Origin of the sequence: Streptomyces sp. NPDC048523 (assembly GCF_043199815.1) — a bacterium.
Taxonomy (GTDB): domain Bacteria; phylum Actinomycetota; class Actinomycetes; order Streptomycetales; family Streptomycetaceae; genus Streptomyces.
In genome coordinates, this window is the sequence record NZ_JBICWQ010000004.1 from 248008 (window position 1) to 264152 (window position 16145).

The window sequence follows — 16145 nt, forward strand, 5'->3', positions numbered from 1 at the left end:
ACATCCGTCTATCCAGGTGGCAACCTCCGCTGTATCGATATTTGTCGATACAGCATCGTCCCGGATGGGAGACCGCCATGTCCCGAGTCCAGCTGGCCCTGCGCGTCGCCGACCTGGAAGGCTCGATCGCCTTCTACGCCAAGCTCTTCGGCACCGAGCCCGCCAAGCGGCGCGAGGGCTACGCCAACTTCGCCGTCACCGAGCCCCCGCTGAAGCTGGTCCTCATCGAGGGCGGGAGCGGCGAGGAGACCCGCCTCGACCACCTCGGCATCGAGGTCGCCGGCACCGAGGACGTGAGCGCCGCCACGACCCGGCTGAAGGAGGCCGGCCTGGCCACGTTCGAGGAGAACGACACCTCCTGCTGCTACGCCCTGCAGGACAAGGTGTGGGTGCACGGCCCGGGGAAGGAGCCGTGGGAGGTGTACGTGGTCAAGGCCGACGCCGACACCCTGGAGAAGACCGACACCTCCCCGGACGCCTGCTGCACCGGGGCGAAGTCCGCCGCAGGATGTGCCTGCGGAAGCTGACCCCCTGCCTCCCGGCGCGGAGTGTCCGCCAAGCTCTCTGCCCGGGACAGCGGCGAGGCCGTCCCGGGCAGGGGTGCGTACGGAGGCGTTACGGGGTGGTCAGATAGGCCCTTTCGATCGTCTGGGTCAGGGTGTTGCCCGCCCGGTCCGTCAGCTCCGCGCGCAGGGAGACGGAGCCTGCCGTCGCCGGGTGCTTCAGCGACAGGTGCGTGCCGCCGACGGACTTGGCGGGCTGCCAGGTCTTCCCCTCGTCGTACGACACCTGGAAGGCGAGCTTCGCCGGGCGCTGTCCGGCCGCCGCGCCCTCGACGGTGAAGGGCACCTCGAACCGCTTGCCCGCCTTCGCCGTACTGGCCAGGGTCAGGTCGGGGCTGAAGCGGACCGTGGACAGCGGCAGTGCGGTGAACTCGTCCTCCGGGGTCTTCGCCGAGCGGAAGGTCCACTCCGCGTGGACGCGGGTGCTGACCGAATACACGGCAGGGTCACGGGAGTTGTCCACCGTCAGCCGGTACGCGGTGTCCCCTTCCGGGACCGTGTACTCGGTGACCCCGTCGGTCGGCGGGATGCCGTAGTCGTCGGTGATCTCCTTGCCGTCCGCCTCCAGCCTGGTCGTCACCGCGGTCGTGTCGCTGATGCCCCAGTGTCCGGCCCCGTCGCCGAACAGCGGGACGTACGCCCTGACGGTGTTCCCCGTGCGGGCGACACCGGGAAAGCCCCTGGCCGGTCCGAGCTGTCCGGTGCCGACCGGTGCCGGGCCGAAGACGCCGACGTTGAAGCGCTCCTGGTAGCGGTGACCGGCCTTCCAGATCCGCGGCATCCTCATGAGGAAGTTCTCGAAGACCGAGTCCTGGCTGTCGCCCGAGACCTGCCAGGTGCGCAGGGACCACTGCACGCCGTTGTCGAGGATGTACTCGGTGCTCCGGAACGGCAGGTCGCCCCGCATGTCGGTGAAGCCGAACACCAGCTCGCCGTCGGGCAGATGCGGGCTCACCTCGGCCTGGACGCGTCGGCCGTCGACGGCCTCGCCCACCTGGAGGTCGACCTTCGCCAACTGCTTCCGCTCGACGTTGGCGGTGAAGCCGTCCACGCTGCCCTCCCGGCGCCAGGCCGCGTGGTAGTTGACCCGGTCGCCGTCCGCTCCCCGACCGCTCCAGCTTCCGGAGTACAGGGCGTTGAGACCGTCCACGGGCTCCCCGCCGCCCAGCCGCCCGAACCGCGAGCCCTGAAAGCTCGGCATCAGGTACTGGAGTGAACCGTCCCGCTTGTCCTCGCCGCGTCCGAAGCCGATCAGGACGCCGGCGTCGGTGTTCTCGGCCGTCGGGTCCGGCACGGTGATGTCCACCGGCTTCGCCTGCCGGGCGTCCACGGTGACGGTCTTGTCGCCGTCCAGCCGGAACCTCGGCTCCACCAGAATGCCGTGGGCGGGCGACGAGGTCTCCGGGTGGATGACCCCGCTGAGGATGTAGTCGCCCTTGGGCAGCCGTACCGTCAGCTCGCCGTCCTGCTCGTCGGCGTACTCGGCGTAGAAGTCGCCGTCGAAATCGGCGACGGCGGTGGCGGCGTCCCCGGTCGGCCGGCCGTCCTCGTCGAGGTGCTTGAGCGTCAGGCTGTACGACTCCACCTCGCGCGCCACCCCTACGGCGGACCGCACCTGGACCTTGCCGTCGGCCGAGGCGGCCTGCACCGAACCGCCGAAGCTGCCGTCGGCGCTCCCCGCGCGGGTGTCCGCCGTGACCTCGGCACTCGCGGTGCCGCCCGCGGGGACGGTGATCCGCTGCGGGGACACACTGAACATGCCCTCGGCGGCGGGCTTGCCGTCCACCGCGAAGGCGTCGACGGACAGGTCGAGGGTGACCGGCTCGGTGCCGAGGTTGCGGTAGGTGAGCTGCTGGGTGGACGGCTTGTCGTCGCCGTGCGGCCACTGCTGCTCGCCGAAGTCGAGCGGGCCCTGCTCGGTGACGACCTGCTGTTCCAGCGCCCGGACCAGGTCGGTACGGCCGGTGCCCTGCTGGAAGGAGCTGTACGTGCCCGGCTTCGCGGAGCCGGTGAGGACCGCCTTGAGGCGCTCGCCGCTCCAGTCTGGATGCTGCTGGGCGAGGAGGGCGGCGGCACCCGCGGCATGCGGGGTCGCCATGGACGTACCGTCGAGGGTGGCGTAACCGGGAACGCCGGAGGGGTACTCCTTCTCGACGATGCTGCCGGCCGCCGCCGCTGCCGTGATCTCGACACCGGGCGCGGTCAGGTCCGGCTTGACGCCGCTGTCGCCGACCCGCGGGCCGCGGCTGGAGAAGTCGGCGAGCGCGTCGGACTTGTCGACCGCGCCCACGGTGAGCGCGGCGTCCGCGCTGCCGGGCGAGCCGACCGTGCCCTCGCCGTACTCGCCCTCGTTGCCCGCCGCCACGACGAAGAGCGTGTCGGAGTCGGCGGAGAGCCGGTTCACGGCCTCCTCCATCGGGTCGGTGCCCGGCAGATCGGTGCCGCCGAGGCTGAGGTTGACGACGTCCGCGCCCTGGGCCACCGCCCACTCCATGCCGGCGATGATCCCGGAGTCCGAGCCGAAGCCCGTGTCGTCCAGGACCTTGCCGTTGAGGATCTTCGCGCCCGGTGCGACCCCCTTGTACTTGCCCTCGGACTTGGCGCCGGTGCCGGCCACGGTGGACGCCACGTGCGTACCGTGTCCGAACTTGTCGCCGGTGCCGTCGGAGCCCGAGAAGTCCTTCTCCTCGACCACCTGGTGCGCGAGATCGGGGTGGGACGTGTCGACCCCGGTGTCCAGGACGGCGACCTTCACCCCGGTGCCGTCGTATCCGGCGGCCCACGCGGCAGGTGCGCCGATCTGCGGGACGCTCTTGTCGAGCGAGGCCTTGCGCCGGCCGTCCAGCCAGACCTTCTCGACGGTCCCGGACTCCTCGGTGGTGACGGTGTCCCAGAAGTCGGTGGTCCGCTTCTTGACGGAACGCATCGACCTGCCGTTGACCACGGGCAGCGTACGGCCCATCCGGGCCCCGGCCTCGGTGAACGGGCTCATCGAGGGCGCCTTCCTGCCCTTGAATGTGACGATCAGCGGTACGTCGGACCGGCCCGCGTCGTCGTAGCCGTCCTTGAGCAGCTGCGTCACGTCGAACAGCCGGGTGTCCAACTTGCCCTGGGCGACCAGTAGTTCGGCGTCACCGGGAACGACCCGGATGTGTCCGGCGACCTCCCGGACCGAGAACGGCACGTCCTTGCGGCCCGGTGCCCGCTCCACTCCGGAGACCTGGCCCTTGTCGCCGATCAGGACCCGGTCGCCGGTGACCAGCGTGACCGTCCGTACCGCGGCGGCCGTACGACCGCTCCCGGTGTCGACGGCTCCCGCACCGGCCGGGAGACCGGCGAGGACCAGGGCCGCGGAAGCCACTCCCGCGGCCATGGCCGCATGTCTGTGGCGTACGCGTAACTCCATCTGAACTCCTGACAGTTGGGGATCAATGCGTCACGGGACGGAGGGGCCCGTGAGGAGACGGCCGTCGCTGTCGTACGGCCAGACATTGGGAACGCAGCCGAGCAGGCCCTTGATCTGCTGCATCATCGCCGGGGCCGGCTGCCCCTTTCCGGGACAGGTCACATGGCCGTGGCCGAGGAAGTGGCCCACCTCGTGGTTGATGATCAGCGAGCGGTACCCGACGACGTCCTTCGGATAGAACTCGGTGGCCAGGACCCAGCGTCTGAGGTTGACCATCACGTTGTGGTTGACGCTGCAGTTGACCTTGCCGCCGGTGTCGAGGCCGCCCTCGGCGCAGAACTTGTCGACGGTCGCCGGGGTGGCGAGCCGGATCCGGAAGTCGGTGGGGCCACTGGACACCCGCTGGAACGCCGAGTGGCCGTCCGCCGTCCAGCCACGCGGGTCCGCCAGGGTCCGCTCCACCTGCTCGGCGACGTCCTCGGGGGAGATCGTGATGCCCTTCTCCACCTCGACCCGGTAGCGCAACGGCGTGCCCTTGCCGACCCGTGCGCTGCCGCCGGGCGCGGTGACGAAGGTCCCCGGACCGCTCTGGGGGAGGGGAGTCGTGGAGGGACCGGGAGACGCGCTGGACTCTTCCGAGTCCGAGTCCGAGTCCGGGTCCGCCTCCGGCCCCGGTTCCGTTGACCCGGTGGTCCTTTGAGCCGCCGGACTCTCAACTGGTGGGAGAGCCACGGACGTTCGCCCCGCATCGGACGGCAGCCACGCCACCACCGCGCCACCGACAGCCGCGAAGGCCGCCAACGCGGCCAGGCCGCCCGTCAGTTGGCTCTTCACACTCCGCTCGGAGCGCTTCCGGCGACGGTTGCCGGTGGGGTTTCGTTTGTGCGCTGTCACGGTGGTTCACGATGTGATCGCCATGTGATCGGACCTGGCCCGGAAGATAACGAACCGATAACCCTCCTCGTGGTCATGGCCGTGTGGATACTGTGCGCATGCCACGTGTACTGCTGATCGAAGACGACCCCGCCGTGCGGGAGGGGGTCGCCCTGGCCCTGCGCCGCCAGAACCATGACGTCGCCGCCACCGCCACCGGTGAGGAGGGGATGGACCGGCTGCGGGCCTTCCGGCCGGACATCGTCGTCCTCGATCTGATGCTGCCCGGCATGACCGGCCTGGACGTGTGCCGGGGCATACGGGCCGTCGACCAGACCCTGCCGATCATCATGGCGACGGCACGGGGCGAGGAAGTGGACATCGTCGTCGGCCTGGAGGCGGGCGCCGACGACTACGTCGTCAAACCCGTACTGGCCAGGGTGCTCGACGCGCGGATACGCGCCGTCCTGCGCCGGACGGCGGGGGCCGCGCCGGGCGCCGGGGGCCTGCCGAAGATCGACACCTACGGCGACCTCGCTGTCGACCGGGCCGGCCTGACCGTCGCGCTGAGCGGCGAGCCGATCGCCCTCGCCCCCTCCGAGTTACGGCTTCTGCTCACCCTCTCCGCCTCACCGGGCCAGGTGTTCAGCCGTCAGCAACTCCTGGAGGCGGTGTGGGAGCACGACTACCACGGTGACGCCCGGCTGGTGGACGCCTGCGTCAAGCGACTGCGCACCAAGATGTCCGAGCCGCCCCGCGCACCCCGCTACATCCACACCGTGCGCGGTTTCGGCTACCGCTTCGCGGCGCCGTGAGGAAGCGCCGGCTGCGGGGCCTGCGGGCCCGTCTGGTGGTGGCCTTCGGGCTCGTCGCCGCCGTCGCGGCCATCTCGACCGGGGCCCTGACCTTCCGGGAGGCGCGCACCGGAGTCCTCCAGCAGAGCCAGGACGCCACCATCAGACAACTGCGGGCCCAGCTCAATCAGCACGCCGGCGACATCGCCGTGCCCCCCGAGGAGTCGGAGCTCGCCAAGTTCGCGCGGGACGTGGCGGCCACCGAGTCGCAGGGCAGCTGGCGGGTGCTGGTGACCTACGGCGACCTCAGCGGCTCCTCGGCCCCGGGGGACTCCTTCACCGAGGTCACGCCCGCCCTGCGGGAGGCCGTCGGATCCAGCCGGGCCACCGTCTTCCAGCGGGTGCGCGGCGAGGGACGCACCTCCCTCGTCGTCGGCATGTCGATCCTCTTCGGCGGCCGGGACACGACCGCCACGGTCACCGGGGTCCGCGTGTTCCTCGTCGTTCCGCAGACCACGGAACAGGCGTACGTCGACGCCCTGGTCACCGCTGTCGAACGGGCCATGGTGGTGGCCCTCGCGCTCGCCGTCGTGCTCGCGCTCCTCGCCGCCCGCGGGGTGCTGGTGCCGGTGCGCAAGCTGCGGCTCGCCACCCGCAGGATCGCCGAAGGCCGCCTGGACACGCGGCTCGCGGTCAACGGCTCGGACGAACTCGCCGACCTGTCCCACACGTTCAACGAGACGGCCGCCGCACTGGAGTCGTCGGTCGCGGAGCTCCGCGAGATGGAGTCCCGGGCCCGCCGCTTCGCGGCCGACGTCTCGCACGAACTGCGCACCCCGCTCGCCGCCATGTCCGCGGTCACCGACGTCCTCGACGAGGACGCCGCCCGACTGGACCCGGACACGGCCACCGCGGTCCGGCTCATCAGCGAGGAGACCCTCAAACTCGCCCGTCTCGTCGACGACTTGATGGAGATCTCCCGCTTCGACGCGGGCGCGGCGGTGCTGCACCTCGACGAGATCGACCTCGCCGAGTCGATCCGCCGCACCCTCGCCTCCCGCGGCTGGACGGACACGGTGACCACCGAACTGCCGCCACCGGACGCGGTGCGCGGACGTGTCGACCCGCGCCGCCTCGACGTGGTCGTGGCCAACCTGGTCGGCAACGCGCTCAAGCACGGTGAGCGTCCGGTACAGGTGCGTCTGAGCGGCGGCGACGCGGCGGCCGTCATCGAGGTGCGGGACAGCGGTCCCGGCATCCCGTACGACGTCCTGCCCCATGTCTTCGAGCGGTTCTACAAGTCGGACACCGCCCGGATCCGCTCCGAGGGCAGCGGCCTCGGCCTGTCCATCACCGCCGAGAACGTCCGGATCCACGGCGGGACTGTCCGCGCGGCCAACCACCCTGCGGGCGGCGCCGTCTTCACCGTAGAACTTCCGCTGCGACGGGACGAGTCGCCCGAGGAGAGTCCGTCATGAAGCTGCTGTGCCGCGTCCCGTTGCTGGCGCTCCTCGCGCTCACCTCCTGCGGGATCCCCGCGACCGGTGTGGTGGAGGCCGGCGGCCCCGCGAGCGGGACCCTTCCGCAGACGCCGGTCTACTTCGTCGAGGGCGGCGCACTCGTCGCGATGTCCCGCACGACCGAGCGGCCCGGTGACCCGGAGGCGGCGCTGCGGCTGCTGATGGCCGGTCCGCTGGCCGGGGAGGGACGCCAGGACGGCCTTGCCACCGAGGTACCGGGAGTGCCGACCGCCATGGCACTCCCGCCCGCCACCGACGGGCCCGGCGACCCGCCCTCGCCGGACACCCCGACGGTGACGGTGAAGGGGAACGCGATGACGATCCGGCTCCCCGCGGGCATGGACAGGCTCAGCGGCACCGGGGTGCGGCAGATCGTCTGCACGGCCGCCGCCGCGTACCGCCTCACGCGTCCGTCCGACGCCCCGGTCACCGCTGAAGTGACCGGCGGCGATGGATGGCGGGTGAGGGCGTCGGACGAGGGCTGCCCCGAGCGGTGAGGAGGCGGAAGGTCACCGGGGTCCGAGCGGCTCCCGCAGGGTGCGCGCGGCGAGCAGCGTGACGTCGTCCTCCGAGTCGGCCGGGGCCAGGCGGTCGACGACGGTGGTGAGGATGTCCGGGAGGGCGTGGCCGGAGGCGATGGGGACGTGGGCGAGGGCGGCGAGGCCCGTGTCGATGTCCTCGCCGCGCCTCTCCACGAGCCCGTCGGTGTAGGCCAGCAGCAGGGAGCCCGGCGGCATCGGACGGCGCCGGCTCTCGTACCCGCCGAAGCCCGTGCCCAGGGGAGGTCCGACCGGCAGATCCGCGAGCTCGGGGGCGCTGCCGGGCCGGACCAGCAGGGGCGGGACATGGCCGGCCGTGGCCAGGACCGCTTCCTCGGCGGCGGGGTCCAGCAGGGCCAGCACACAGGTGGCGACGCGGTCCAGGTCGAGGGCGTGGGCGGTGCGGTCCGCCTCGGTGAGCAGCCGGTCGGGGGCGAGCCCCTGCAGGGCCAGCGCGCGGAGCAGGGAGCGGTACTCGCTCATGGCCGCGGCGGCGCGCACCCCGTGTCCCATGACGTCCCCGACCACGAGCAGGGTGCGTCCCGAGGGCAGTGCGACGGCGTCGAACCAGTCGCCGCCCACCTCGGCGCCCCGCCCGGCGGGCAGATAACGGCTGGCGATCTCCACGCCAGGGCCCGGAATGTGCGGGGTGGCCAGGAAGGCCCGCTGCATCTCCAGCGCGGTCTCGTGCTCGTGGGTGTAGCGCAGGGCGTGGCCGATGCCCGTCGCAGCCCGGGGGGTCAGCAGTTCCAGAAGCTCGACGTCGTCCGGCGTGAACTCGGGGGAGTGCGCCCTGCGGCCGAGCATGACCGCCCCGACGGGCTCCCCGCCGACCATGAGGGGCAGGTAGGCCACGGAGTGCAGCTCCAGGGCCCGGTAGTGCTCCAGCCGCTGCCGCGTGGGGGCGAGCAGGCGCACGGTGTCGTCGTCGGGCCGGTTGAGCACCACGGTCTTGTGTCCGGTCAGCACCTGCGACATCGACGAAGTGGCCTGGTGGAAGATCACCTCGCCGCTTCTGGTCGCGGGGGTGTGCGGTGCGGGAACGTCCGGAGCGGCGGTCACGGCCATGCGCCGCAGTCGCACCGGGACGGGGGTGGCCGGAGCCCTGCGGGTGCCCTCGGGGTCGAGCACGTCGACGGCGGCGTAGTCGGCGAACCGCGGCACCAGCAGAGCGGTCAGTGCCCGGCAGGCCTCGGCCGCGTCGAGCGTGCCGCCGACCCGGGCGGCGGTCTCCTCCAGCAGCTCCAGACGCTCCTGGGCCCGCCTGAGCGACTCGCGCTGCCGGATGCCCTCGGTGACCTCCATGACGACGGCGGCGACACCGAGGATCGCGCCGTCCTCGTCCGCCAGCCGGTGGAAGGCGCCGAGCCACCAGCGCGGCACGTCCACCGTGTCGTCGGGCGCCCGGCCGTCGAAGACGACCGTCTGCGGCCGACCGGTGCGGAGCACCTCGCGGGCCACCTCCGCCGAGGGCCCGGACCCGGGGATCACCTCGAGCATGGGACGGCCGAGGTGGTCCTCGACGGGCAGCCCGTTGAACTCGGCCAGAGTGTCGTTGAGGTACAGATAGCGCAGGTCGGCGTCCAGGACCGCGACGGCCGCCGGTGTCCCGTCCAGGAACCGGCGGGCCGTCCACAGCTCGGCCGGCACCTCCCCGGTCCCCGCCTCCCGGGCCGCCTCCGACAGCTCCCGGAGCGTCCCCGAGGAGAGGAAGGGGGCGGATCGGGCGGACACACGGGGGTGGGTCATGGGGTGTGATTCCTCGAAGGGGGGAGTCCGATTCGTCATACTTATGGCGTATTGGACCACAATCGAGGCGGCAAGGCTATGGGCTGCGTCTCATCCGCCGCTCACCAGCTTCTCGAAGAAGAACTCGTGCTTGAGGAACGACGTCTCGTGCTCCGTCCCCGGATACGGCGGGATCAGCTGCGCAGCCTGGAAGAGCCGCCACCCGTCCTCCAGGGCGGCGACGCCCGTCTCGTACGGCGGCTCGTCGCTGTCCCCGGTCGTCGGGCGGGTGGTGCCCGTGCCGTCGTAGCGGGCCCAGCCGACGACCCGGGAGTCGAGCGCGGAGGTGTCCAGGTACAGGACGAGAACCTGCTGGCGCACGGTGGTGGACATGGTCACGCCTGACTCCTTCGTGCGGCGGGCCGGTTGGCGATGCGGGTGGCCCAGTACTCGACGTCGAACGCGGGATCACCGGTCAGAGCACGCCACAGCCTGATCCGGTTCAGGATCTCCAGCCGGCCAGTGGCCTGCTCGTACCAGGGGAAACCGCGCCCCAGTTCCTCGCGGACGGCGGGAGCGTCCAGGTCCGCGGTGTCCCACAGCCGCACCTGCGGCACGGTCGGGTTGAAGCGGATCTTGTACATGTGGCGCACGGTGTCGCTGTCGTTGCGCCGCCCGCCGTGCCAGATCCCGTGGTGCAGCAGCACGACCGTGCCGGCCGGGCAGGTCAGCCGGGTCTGGCCGCGCAGGTTCTGGTAGCGGCCCGTGTCGGACTCGTTGGTGCGGCGCAGATGGCTGCCGGGCACGATGAGCGTGCCGCCCATCTCCGCGGTGACCTCCCGCGGGTAGTACATGAGCTGGACGTCGAACGCGTCGGGCCGCACATCGATGACGGCGTCGCCGTGCAGCGGCTGCGCACTGCCCTCACGCGGCTCACGGACGTGTACGAAGTGGTGGTCCACGGTCGGATCCGGGCCCACCAGACTCTCCAACGCCCCCGCGACCGCAGGCAGTTCGACGAGCCGGCGGGCGAAGGAACCCTCGGGGAACGCCTTCGGCACGGGAGTGCCGTACGGCACGGAGGGCAGCCCGGCGGCGAAGACCCCGAGCGCCTCCTCGTTCATCTCCGGGGGCACGATGCCGTCCAGGCGCAGGAAGCCGTGGGCCACGAACCGCGCCACCCGGGCGGAGCTCAACAGCTGTCGTGTGGTTGACATACGGCAACCGTAGGAACAACGAGCCCCGCGGTCGTGGGCTGTAATCGACGACCACTGGTAATTTTCCACCATGACCCGCCACGTCGATCTGGCCCTCGACCTGCCGCCCCACGTGGAGAACGCGGGCGTCGGCGTCCACGGCTCCGCGGGCCCGCACGACGTCTTCCGCCTCCCACGCCTGTGGCAGCTCCATCTCTACGGCTACTCGGGCACCCTGGAGTTCGGCGGCTCCCGGCATCCGATCCGCCCCGGCCACGTGAGCCTCGTCCCGCCCGACACCGAGGTCCACTTCCACTACGACGCCACGCGCTGCGAGCACCTGTACGCCCACTTCCGGCTGCCGGGTGACGGCGAGCGGCGCCGGGTCCCGGTGATGCAGGACGCCGGCGCGGACGCGGCGGTGCTGACCGGGCTGTTGCGGCAGACGGTCGCGGCGACCGCGCAGTCCCCGGCCCGGGCCTCCGCCGAACTGTGGACGGTGCTGTGGCGCACGACCGGCCTGGCCGGCGCCGGCGAGGACCGGGCCCGGCATCCCGCGCTGCGGACGGCGATCGCCTACATCGAGGAGCACCTGGCCGGCCACCTGACCGTGCCCGGCATCGCCCGTGCCGCCGGGGTCTCGCCCACCCATCTGACCCGGCTGTTCCGCAAGGACACCGGACACACCGTCGTCGCCCACATCCGGCGCCGCCGCATGGAGCGCGCCCGGCACCTGCTCATCGCCTCGACGCTGGCCATCCCGGCGATCGCGGCGACCGTCGGCGTCCCCGACCTCCAGGCCTTCAACAAGACCTGCCGCAAGGAGCTGGGGGCCTCGCCGCGGGCCGTACGGGAGCGGCATGGATAGAGCGGGGCGAGCGAGGCTCAGGCGGGCGCCGCAGCCGTACGCCGGGTGCCCCGTCGCCGGGTCCGGTGCCGGCCGGCCGCGGCGCAGCCGGCGTAGAGGACGAACGAGATCGTCGTGACGTACGGGCTGATCGGGATGCTGCTGCCCAGGGCCAGCAGGATGCCGCCCTCGATCGACGCCATCGCGAAGACCACGCTCAGCAGCGGCAGCAGGACCGGTGACGCGGTGACGCGAGCGGCGGCCGCGGCGGGGGTGATCAGCAGGGAGAGCACCAGCAGGGCACCCACGACCTGCACGGACAGCGCGACCGCGAGACCGAGCACGATCATGAAGGCGAAGGACAGCCCGCGCACCGGGACCCCGCGGGCCTCGGCGACGTCGGGGTCGGAGCTGGCGAAGGCGAGCGGGCGCCACATGATCGCGAGGGCGATCAGGACCACGGCGGAGGTGGCGAGCAGCCAGGTCGTCTGCGGGGTGTCCACGGCGACGATCTGCCCGGTGAGCAGGCCGAACTTGTTCGCCGCCCGCCCTTTGTAGAGGGCGAGGAAGAGCACCCCGAGCCCCAGTCCGAACGGCATCAGGATGCCGATCACCGAGTTGCGGTCACGCGCGCGCGTGCCGAGCACGCCGATCGCGCCGGCCGCGAGCAGCGATCCGGTGATCGAGCCCGCCACGATGTTCGTGCCAAGGAGGAGCGCTCCGGAGGCACCCGCGAAGGACAGCTCGCTGATGCCGTGCACCGCGAAGGGCAGGTCGCGCATCGCGACGAAGACCCCGGCGAGGCCGCCGACCAGGCCCAGGGCCGCTCCCGCGATGAGCGAGTTGCGGACCAGGACGAGGAGGTCGCCGTAGTTCCCGAAGTCGAACAGCTGGTGCCAGACGCTCATGGGCGGACCTCCTCGGGCAGGTGGTGCGCGTGGTCGTCGTGGGCGCCGACCACCACGACCCGGCCGTGCACCCGCACCACGTCGACCCGGGTGCCGTACAGCCGGGACAGGGACGCGGAGGTGAGGACCTCGTCGGGGGTGCCGATGCGATGGCCGCCCGGCGCGAGGTACAGCACTCGGTCCACCAGGCCGAGCACCGGGTTGATCTCGTGGGTCACGAACACCACCGCCGTGCCGTGGGAGCGGCGCCGCGCGTCCACCAACTCGGTGACGGCGCGCTGGTGGTGGAGGTCCAGGGAGAGCAAGGGCTCGTCGCACAGCAGGATGCGGGGGTCGGTCGCGAGCGCCTGTCCGATCCGGACCCGTTGGCGCTCACCGCCGGAGAGCAGGCCGAGGGGAACGTCGGCGTACGCCGAGGCACCCACGGAGGCGAGGATCTCGTCGACGCGCCTGCGCACGGCGGCTGTTCGCAGGCGTGGGCCGAAGCGGTGACCGTCGATGCCGAAGCGCACGAGGTCACGGGCGCGGAGCATCGCCTGCGCGGACAGGGCCGCCTGCTGGGGGACGTATCCGAGGTGCCGGGCGGCCTCCCGGGGAGGGCGGCCGAGGACCGTCAACTCCCCGGCGGACAGCGGCTGTCGGCCGAGCAGGGCCCGCACGAAGCTGGTCTTACCGGCTCCGTTCGGGCCCAGCACGGCGAGGAACTCCCCTGCGCGCACGTCCAGTTCGAGGTCGCGCCAGACCGGGCGCGGGCCGTAGGCGAGGGCGGCTCCGCGCAGGCTGATGACCGCGCTCACTTGGCCAGGGCGTTCGCGAGCGCGTCGACGTTGCCGGTCATCCAGGCGAGGTAGTCCTTGCCGCTCGGCAGGGTCTCCGTCACCGGGACCACCGGGATGCCGGCCGCCTTGGCCGCCTGCTCGGACTTCTCGGTCTGCGGGCCGGAGGTCTGGGCGTTGTAGACCAGCGCCTCGACCTGCTTGTCGGTGAACAGGGCGAGTGTCTCCTGAAGCACCTTGGGCGAGACGTCGTCACCCTCCTCGATCGCCTCGCTGAACTCCGCGGGCGTCTTGTCCACGAGGCCGCTCGCACCAGTCATGTACAGCGGTACGGGCTCGGTGATGGCGATGGCCGCACCGCCGTGCTCCTTCTTGATCTGCGCCTCCTTGGCCTCCAGCGGCTTCAGGTCCGTCTTGAAGGCGTCGGCGTTCTTCGTGTAGGCGGCGGCGTGCGCGGGGTCGGCCTTGCCGAGGGCGGCGGCGATACGGTCGGCGATCTTGGCGACCGTGGGGAAGTCGTACCAGACGTGTTCGTTGAGCTCGCCGCGCTTGGGCGCGGTCTTTCCGGACACGTTGACCGCGTTGATCACCTCGGCGGAGGAATTGCCGGAGCTTGTGAGCATCCGGTCCACGAAGTCGTCGTAGCCACCGCCGTTCTCGACGACGACCTTCGCCTTCGACAGCGCCAGCTGGTTCTGGGTGCTGGCCTCGTAGGAGTGCGGGTCCTGGTCGGGGTCGCTGATGACCGAGGTGACGGAGATCGTGTCGCCGCCTATGCGCGAGACGATGTCGCCGTACACGTTGGTGGAGGCCACCACGGCGACCTTGGACGACGCGGCTGGGGCCGCCGAGGAGTTGCCGCAGCCTGCCAGCAGGGCGACGGAGACACCGACGAGCAGTGCCGTACGGCGGGACGGGGACGTGGACATGGATCCTCCAGGCGCGGTTCTGATTGCCTCCTCACGCTAGATGAAAATGATTGTCGTAAGTAGGTCGAGCGGCCGGTATGTGAAAACCGTTGCCATTAATTGACCCGCCCCGGGTCCGGACCTCGCCCGGCTAGTCCGAGGACGCGGTGCGGGCCCGGTGGCGGCGGACCGCGTCGCGGTTGGCGCAGCGGTGGGAGCAGTACCGCTGCCGGCCGGTGCGGCTGGTGTCGGCGAAGATCGTGACGCACTCCGTCACCTCGCAGCGCCGCAACCGGTGCATGCCGCGTCCCGCCAGATGCAGGGCGGTGCCCACGGAGATCAGGGAATACAGCACGTCGCCGAGCGACTGGCCCTCGTCGCGGTAGTGCAGATGCCAGCCGGTGCCCATGTGGTCGGTCATCCTCGGATAGGCGGCGGCCGTCGCCAGCATGCGGTTGAGCAGCCCGGCGCGCTCCTTCTCGTCCATCGCGTCGACGACCTTCTCCCACGCGTCCAGCACCTCACCCGTCCGGGCCAGATCCCGTGCGGTGACCGGGCCGTCCAGCGCCACCCCGGCGGCGCGGCAGCGGTCAGCGAGCTCCGTGACGTCGGCCGGACGCCGGTTGGCCAGATCCGCGGCCAGCTTCACGGGGTCCTGGCCGTAAGGGTTGAGACGCACAAGGGCATTACATCAAGGTGATCGGCATGGGACAAGGCAGCGCACGCTCATGGGCGGTACGGCAGGCGGTGGAGTGGGACCTCGTGGAACTCGTCCGTCTGCAGGCCCTGCGATCCGGGGACCTCGACGGCGACGAGCTGGACGCACTGGCCGTGGCGCTGTGGGAACAGCTCGCCGCGGACGACGTGCGCGTCCTGGTGGTGGACGCAGAGGAGGAGGGGCTCGCCGCCTGCGGCATCGGCGCCATCGACCGACGCCCGCCCCGACCGGACCTGCCCGGCGGCCGGACCGGGCACGTCACCGGAGTCGTCACCGATCCGGGCCACCGGCGCCACGACCACAGCCTTACGGTCATCGGCGGCCTGCTCGCCTGGTTCCGGGACCGTGACGTCTCCCGGGTGGAACTGCGCGCTCCCGTCCGGAGCGCGCCCCTTCACCGCGCCGTCATTCCTTCCCGGTGAGCAGTCGCCGCGGGTTGGCGATACGGAAGGCGTAGGCCGCCGCTCCGCCGAGCCCGTGGCCGGGGTGCTGCGGCGGCTCCGCGTACGGCCGGTCCGAGCCCTGGACCACGGCCTGAACGCCCAGGGCACGCACGACGGACTCGACCGCACGCGGCCCGTACGAGGACGTCTCGACGAAGACCGACGGGTCCGGCTGTGTCCCGTCACCCCCGCGCGCGGCGAACCGCTCCCCGTGCAGCGGCGCCAGCCCGGCCAGCAGGGCGAAGCAGACCCGCAGCCGCGGGTGGCGGGGGCGGCCGTAGGCGCGGAAGGCGAACCAGGCGGCGTGCATCTGCTGGACGTAGGGCACCATCGCGGGCCACCAGCCGGGCCCCTCCGCGCCACCGGCCGCGGGCCCGGGGTGGACGAACAGCGGGAGGTCGCGCTCCTCGAGCAGATCGAGCAGCGGGGCGCACCGGGCGTAACCGGCCGCGTCCACCAGGGCGTTGGCGGGCAGCTGGAGGCCGACGAATCCCTGGTCGAGGTGATCGGCCGTCGCCCTGGCATCGATGTCCCGCACACAGGCGGCGGCCCACGCCCCGAACGGCTGCGGCAGCGCGGCCGCGCCCTCGTGATAGGCGTCCAGCAGCGGCCGTGCCTCCGCCGCGGGCAGCCACTCCACACCGATCGGCGCCGACAGGGAGACGAGCGCGAGGCCGAGGCCGTCACTGGCGGCGAGTTCCGCGCGCAGGGCCACGTCGTGGTCGGCGGGCGGAAGGTCGTAGGGCGGCTCACCGTCCAGATACAGCGTCCAGCCGTCGAGGTACGGCGGCTCGCGACGCGCCCTCAAGGCCGTCACCAGCGACGGACTCCACAGATGCTGGTGCACGTCGACATTGGTCATGGCGCTCCTCCCACCCGGGCCGCGATGTGCTCCGGACTCCGCCTGCCCCCATGATCTCGTGGCC

Annotated in this window: 16 protein-coding genes; 6 read left to right on the forward strand and 10 right to left on the reverse strand. The window is 71.8% G+C overall.

What is annotated here, in order from left to right:
- Positions 1-77: 77 nt before the first annotated feature.
- Entirely contained in the window at positions 78-527 is a 450-nt protein-coding gene (locus ACGFWE_RS22010; protein WP_352386707.1) for an ArsI/CadI family heavy metal resistance metalloenzyme, read from the forward strand.
- 88 nt (positions 528-615) lie between these two features.
- Here the strand turns inward: ACGFWE_RS22010 and ACGFWE_RS22015 are convergent, their stop codons facing one another.
- Positions 616-3936 carry a S8 family serine peptidase gene (locus ACGFWE_RS22015; RefSeq protein ID WP_393601091.1) on the reverse strand — a complete coding sequence of 1107 codons (3321 nt, stop codon included), beginning with the start codon at positions 3934-3936 and terminating at the stop codon, positions 616-618.
- A gap of 63 nt (positions 3937-3999) precedes the next feature.
- Positions 4000-4863: a DUF3152 domain-containing protein gene (locus ACGFWE_RS22020; RefSeq protein ID WP_393601093.1), complete on the reverse strand. Its 864-nt coding sequence runs from the start codon at positions 4861-4863 to the stop codon at positions 4000-4002.
- A gap of 98 nt (positions 4864-4961) precedes the next feature.
- Here ACGFWE_RS22020 and ACGFWE_RS22025 point away from each other — a divergent pair, with 98 nt between their 5' ends.
- From ACGFWE_RS22025 to ACGFWE_RS22035, 3 genes are read left to right on the forward strand one after another with little or no spacing between them, the layout of a single operon-like run.
- Complete coding sequence (locus ACGFWE_RS22025; RefSeq protein ID WP_352386702.1) at positions 4962-5657, forward strand: response regulator transcription factor; 696 nt, start codon at positions 4962-4964, stop codon at positions 5655-5657.
- A complete protein-coding gene (locus ACGFWE_RS22030; RefSeq protein WP_352386700.1) occupies positions 5654-7114 on the forward strand; it encodes a HAMP domain-containing sensor histidine kinase in 1461 nt (486 codons plus the stop codon). Before ACGFWE_RS22025 ends, ACGFWE_RS22030 begins: the two co-directional genes overlap by 4 nt.
- Positions 7111-7653, forward strand: coding sequence for a hypothetical protein (locus ACGFWE_RS22035; protein ID WP_352386698.1), 543 nt, complete (start codon positions 7111-7113; stop codon positions 7651-7653). The genes ACGFWE_RS22030 and ACGFWE_RS22035 overlap by 4 nt, the downstream gene beginning before the upstream one ends.
- Positions 7654-7665: 12 nt before the next feature.
- Here the strand turns inward: ACGFWE_RS22035 and ACGFWE_RS22040 are convergent, their stop codons facing one another.
- The 3 genes from ACGFWE_RS22040 to ACGFWE_RS22050 all read right to left on the reverse strand — a co-directional run bounded on the left by ACGFWE_RS22040 (position 7666) and on the right by ACGFWE_RS22050 (position 10640).
- On the reverse strand, positions 7666-9444 hold the full coding sequence (locus ACGFWE_RS22040; RefSeq protein ID WP_393601096.1) for a SpoIIE family protein phosphatase: 1779 nt from the start codon (positions 9442-9444) through the stop codon (positions 7666-7668).
- Positions 9445-9534: 90 nt separating this feature from the next.
- Positions 9535-9816: a hypothetical protein gene (locus tag ACGFWE_RS22045; RefSeq protein ID WP_352387136.1), complete on the reverse strand. Its 282-nt coding sequence runs from the start codon at positions 9814-9816 to the stop codon at positions 9535-9537.
- 2 nt (positions 9817-9818) lie between these two features.
- Positions 9819-10640: a phytanoyl-CoA dioxygenase family protein gene (locus tag ACGFWE_RS22050; RefSeq protein WP_352386694.1), complete on the reverse strand. Its 822-nt coding sequence runs from the start codon at positions 10638-10640 to the stop codon at positions 9819-9821.
- 70 nt (positions 10641-10710) lie between these two features.
- Between ACGFWE_RS22050 and ACGFWE_RS22055 the strand changes: the two genes are divergently transcribed.
- A complete protein-coding gene (locus ACGFWE_RS22055) occupies positions 10711-11487 on the forward strand; it encodes a helix-turn-helix domain-containing protein (RefSeq protein ID WP_393601098.1) in 777 nt (258 codons plus the stop codon).
- Positions 11488-11504: 17 nt separating this feature from the next.
- On the opposite strand, the gene ACGFWE_RS22060 is transcribed toward ACGFWE_RS22055, so the two are convergent.
- From ACGFWE_RS22060 to ACGFWE_RS22075, 4 genes are all read right to left on the reverse strand, one after another.
- Complete coding sequence (locus tag ACGFWE_RS22060) at positions 11505-12374, reverse strand: metal ABC transporter permease (protein ID WP_352386691.1); 870 nt, start codon at positions 12372-12374, stop codon at positions 11505-11507.
- A complete protein-coding gene (locus ACGFWE_RS22065; protein ID WP_393601101.1) occupies positions 12371-13171 on the reverse strand; it encodes a metal ABC transporter ATP-binding protein in 801 nt (266 codons plus the stop codon). Before ACGFWE_RS22065 ends, ACGFWE_RS22060 begins: the two co-directional genes overlap by 4 nt.
- Positions 13168-14079 carry a metal ABC transporter solute-binding protein, Zn/Mn family gene (locus ACGFWE_RS22070; RefSeq protein ID WP_393601103.1) on the reverse strand — a complete coding sequence of 304 codons (912 nt, stop codon included), beginning with the start codon at positions 14077-14079 and terminating at the stop codon, positions 13168-13170. Before ACGFWE_RS22070 ends, ACGFWE_RS22065 begins: the two co-directional genes overlap by 4 nt.
- A gap of 130 nt (positions 14080-14209) precedes the next feature.
- The gene (locus tag ACGFWE_RS22075; protein WP_393601105.1) at positions 14210-14737 is read right to left on the reverse strand and encodes a CGNR zinc finger domain-containing protein; all 528 of its coding nucleotides are present in this window, start codon (positions 14735-14737) and stop codon (positions 14210-14212) included.
- 26 nt (positions 14738-14763) lie between these two features.
- Here ACGFWE_RS22075 and ACGFWE_RS22080 point away from each other — a divergent pair, with 26 nt between their 5' ends.
- Complete coding sequence (locus ACGFWE_RS22080) at positions 14764-15198, forward strand: GNAT family N-acetyltransferase (protein ID WP_393601107.1); 435 nt, start codon at positions 14764-14766, stop codon at positions 15196-15198.
- On the opposite strand, the gene ACGFWE_RS22085 is transcribed toward ACGFWE_RS22080, so the two are convergent.
- A complete protein-coding gene (locus ACGFWE_RS22085; protein WP_352386681.1) occupies positions 15182-16081 on the reverse strand; it encodes an amidohydrolase in 900 nt (299 codons plus the stop codon). The two genes, ACGFWE_RS22080 and ACGFWE_RS22085, sit on opposite strands and share 17 nt — an antisense overlap.
- Positions 16082-16145: the final 64 nt, after the last annotated feature.

Bases quoted from the DNA above. Each gene is read 5' to 3' on its own strand.
- ACGFWE_RS22035 (WP_352386698.1), top strand. From the start codon at position 7,111: ATGAAGCTGCTGTGCCGCGTCCCGTTGCTGGCGCTCCTCGCGCTCACC.
- ACGFWE_RS22055 (WP_393601098.1), top strand. From the start codon at position 10,711: ATGACCCGCCACGTCGATCTGGCCCTCGACCTGCCGCCCCACGTGGAG.
- ACGFWE_RS22080 (WP_393601107.1), top strand. From the start codon at position 14,764: ATGGGACAAGGCAGCGCACGCTCATGGGCGGTACGGCAGGCGGTGGAG.
- ACGFWE_RS22015 (WP_393601091.1), bottom strand. From the start codon at position 3,936: ATGGCCGCGGGAGTGGCTTCCGCGGCCCTGGTCCTCGCCGGTCTCCCG.
- ACGFWE_RS22045 (WP_352387136.1), bottom strand. From the start codon at position 9,816: ATGTCCACCACCGTGCGCCAGCAGGTTCTCGTCCTGTACCTGGACACC.
- ACGFWE_RS22050 (WP_352386694.1), bottom strand. From the start codon at position 10,640: ATGTCAACCACACGACAGCTGTTGAGCTCCGCCCGGGTGGCGCGGTTC.
- ACGFWE_RS22060 (WP_352386691.1), bottom strand. From the start codon at position 12,374: ATGAGCGTCTGGCACCAGCTGTTCGACTTCGGGAACTACGGCGACCTC.
- ACGFWE_RS22025 (WP_352386702.1), top strand. From the start codon at position 4,962: ATGCCACGTGTACTGCTGATCGAAGACGACCCCGCCGTGCGGGAGGGG.
- ACGFWE_RS22010 (WP_352386707.1), top strand. From the start codon at position 78: ATGTCCCGAGTCCAGCTGGCCCTGCGCGTCGCCGACCTGGAAGGCTCG.
- ACGFWE_RS22070 (WP_393601103.1), bottom strand. From the start codon at position 14,079: ATGTCCACGTCCCCGTCCCGCCGTACGGCACTGCTCGTCGGTGTCTCC.
- ACGFWE_RS22040 (WP_393601096.1), bottom strand. From the start codon at position 9,444: ATGACCCACCCCCGTGTGTCCGCCCGATCCGCCCCCTTCCTCTCCTCG.
- ACGFWE_RS22085 (WP_352386681.1), bottom strand. From the start codon at position 16,081: ATGACCAATGTCGACGTGCACCAGCATCTGTGGAGTCCGTCGCTGGTG.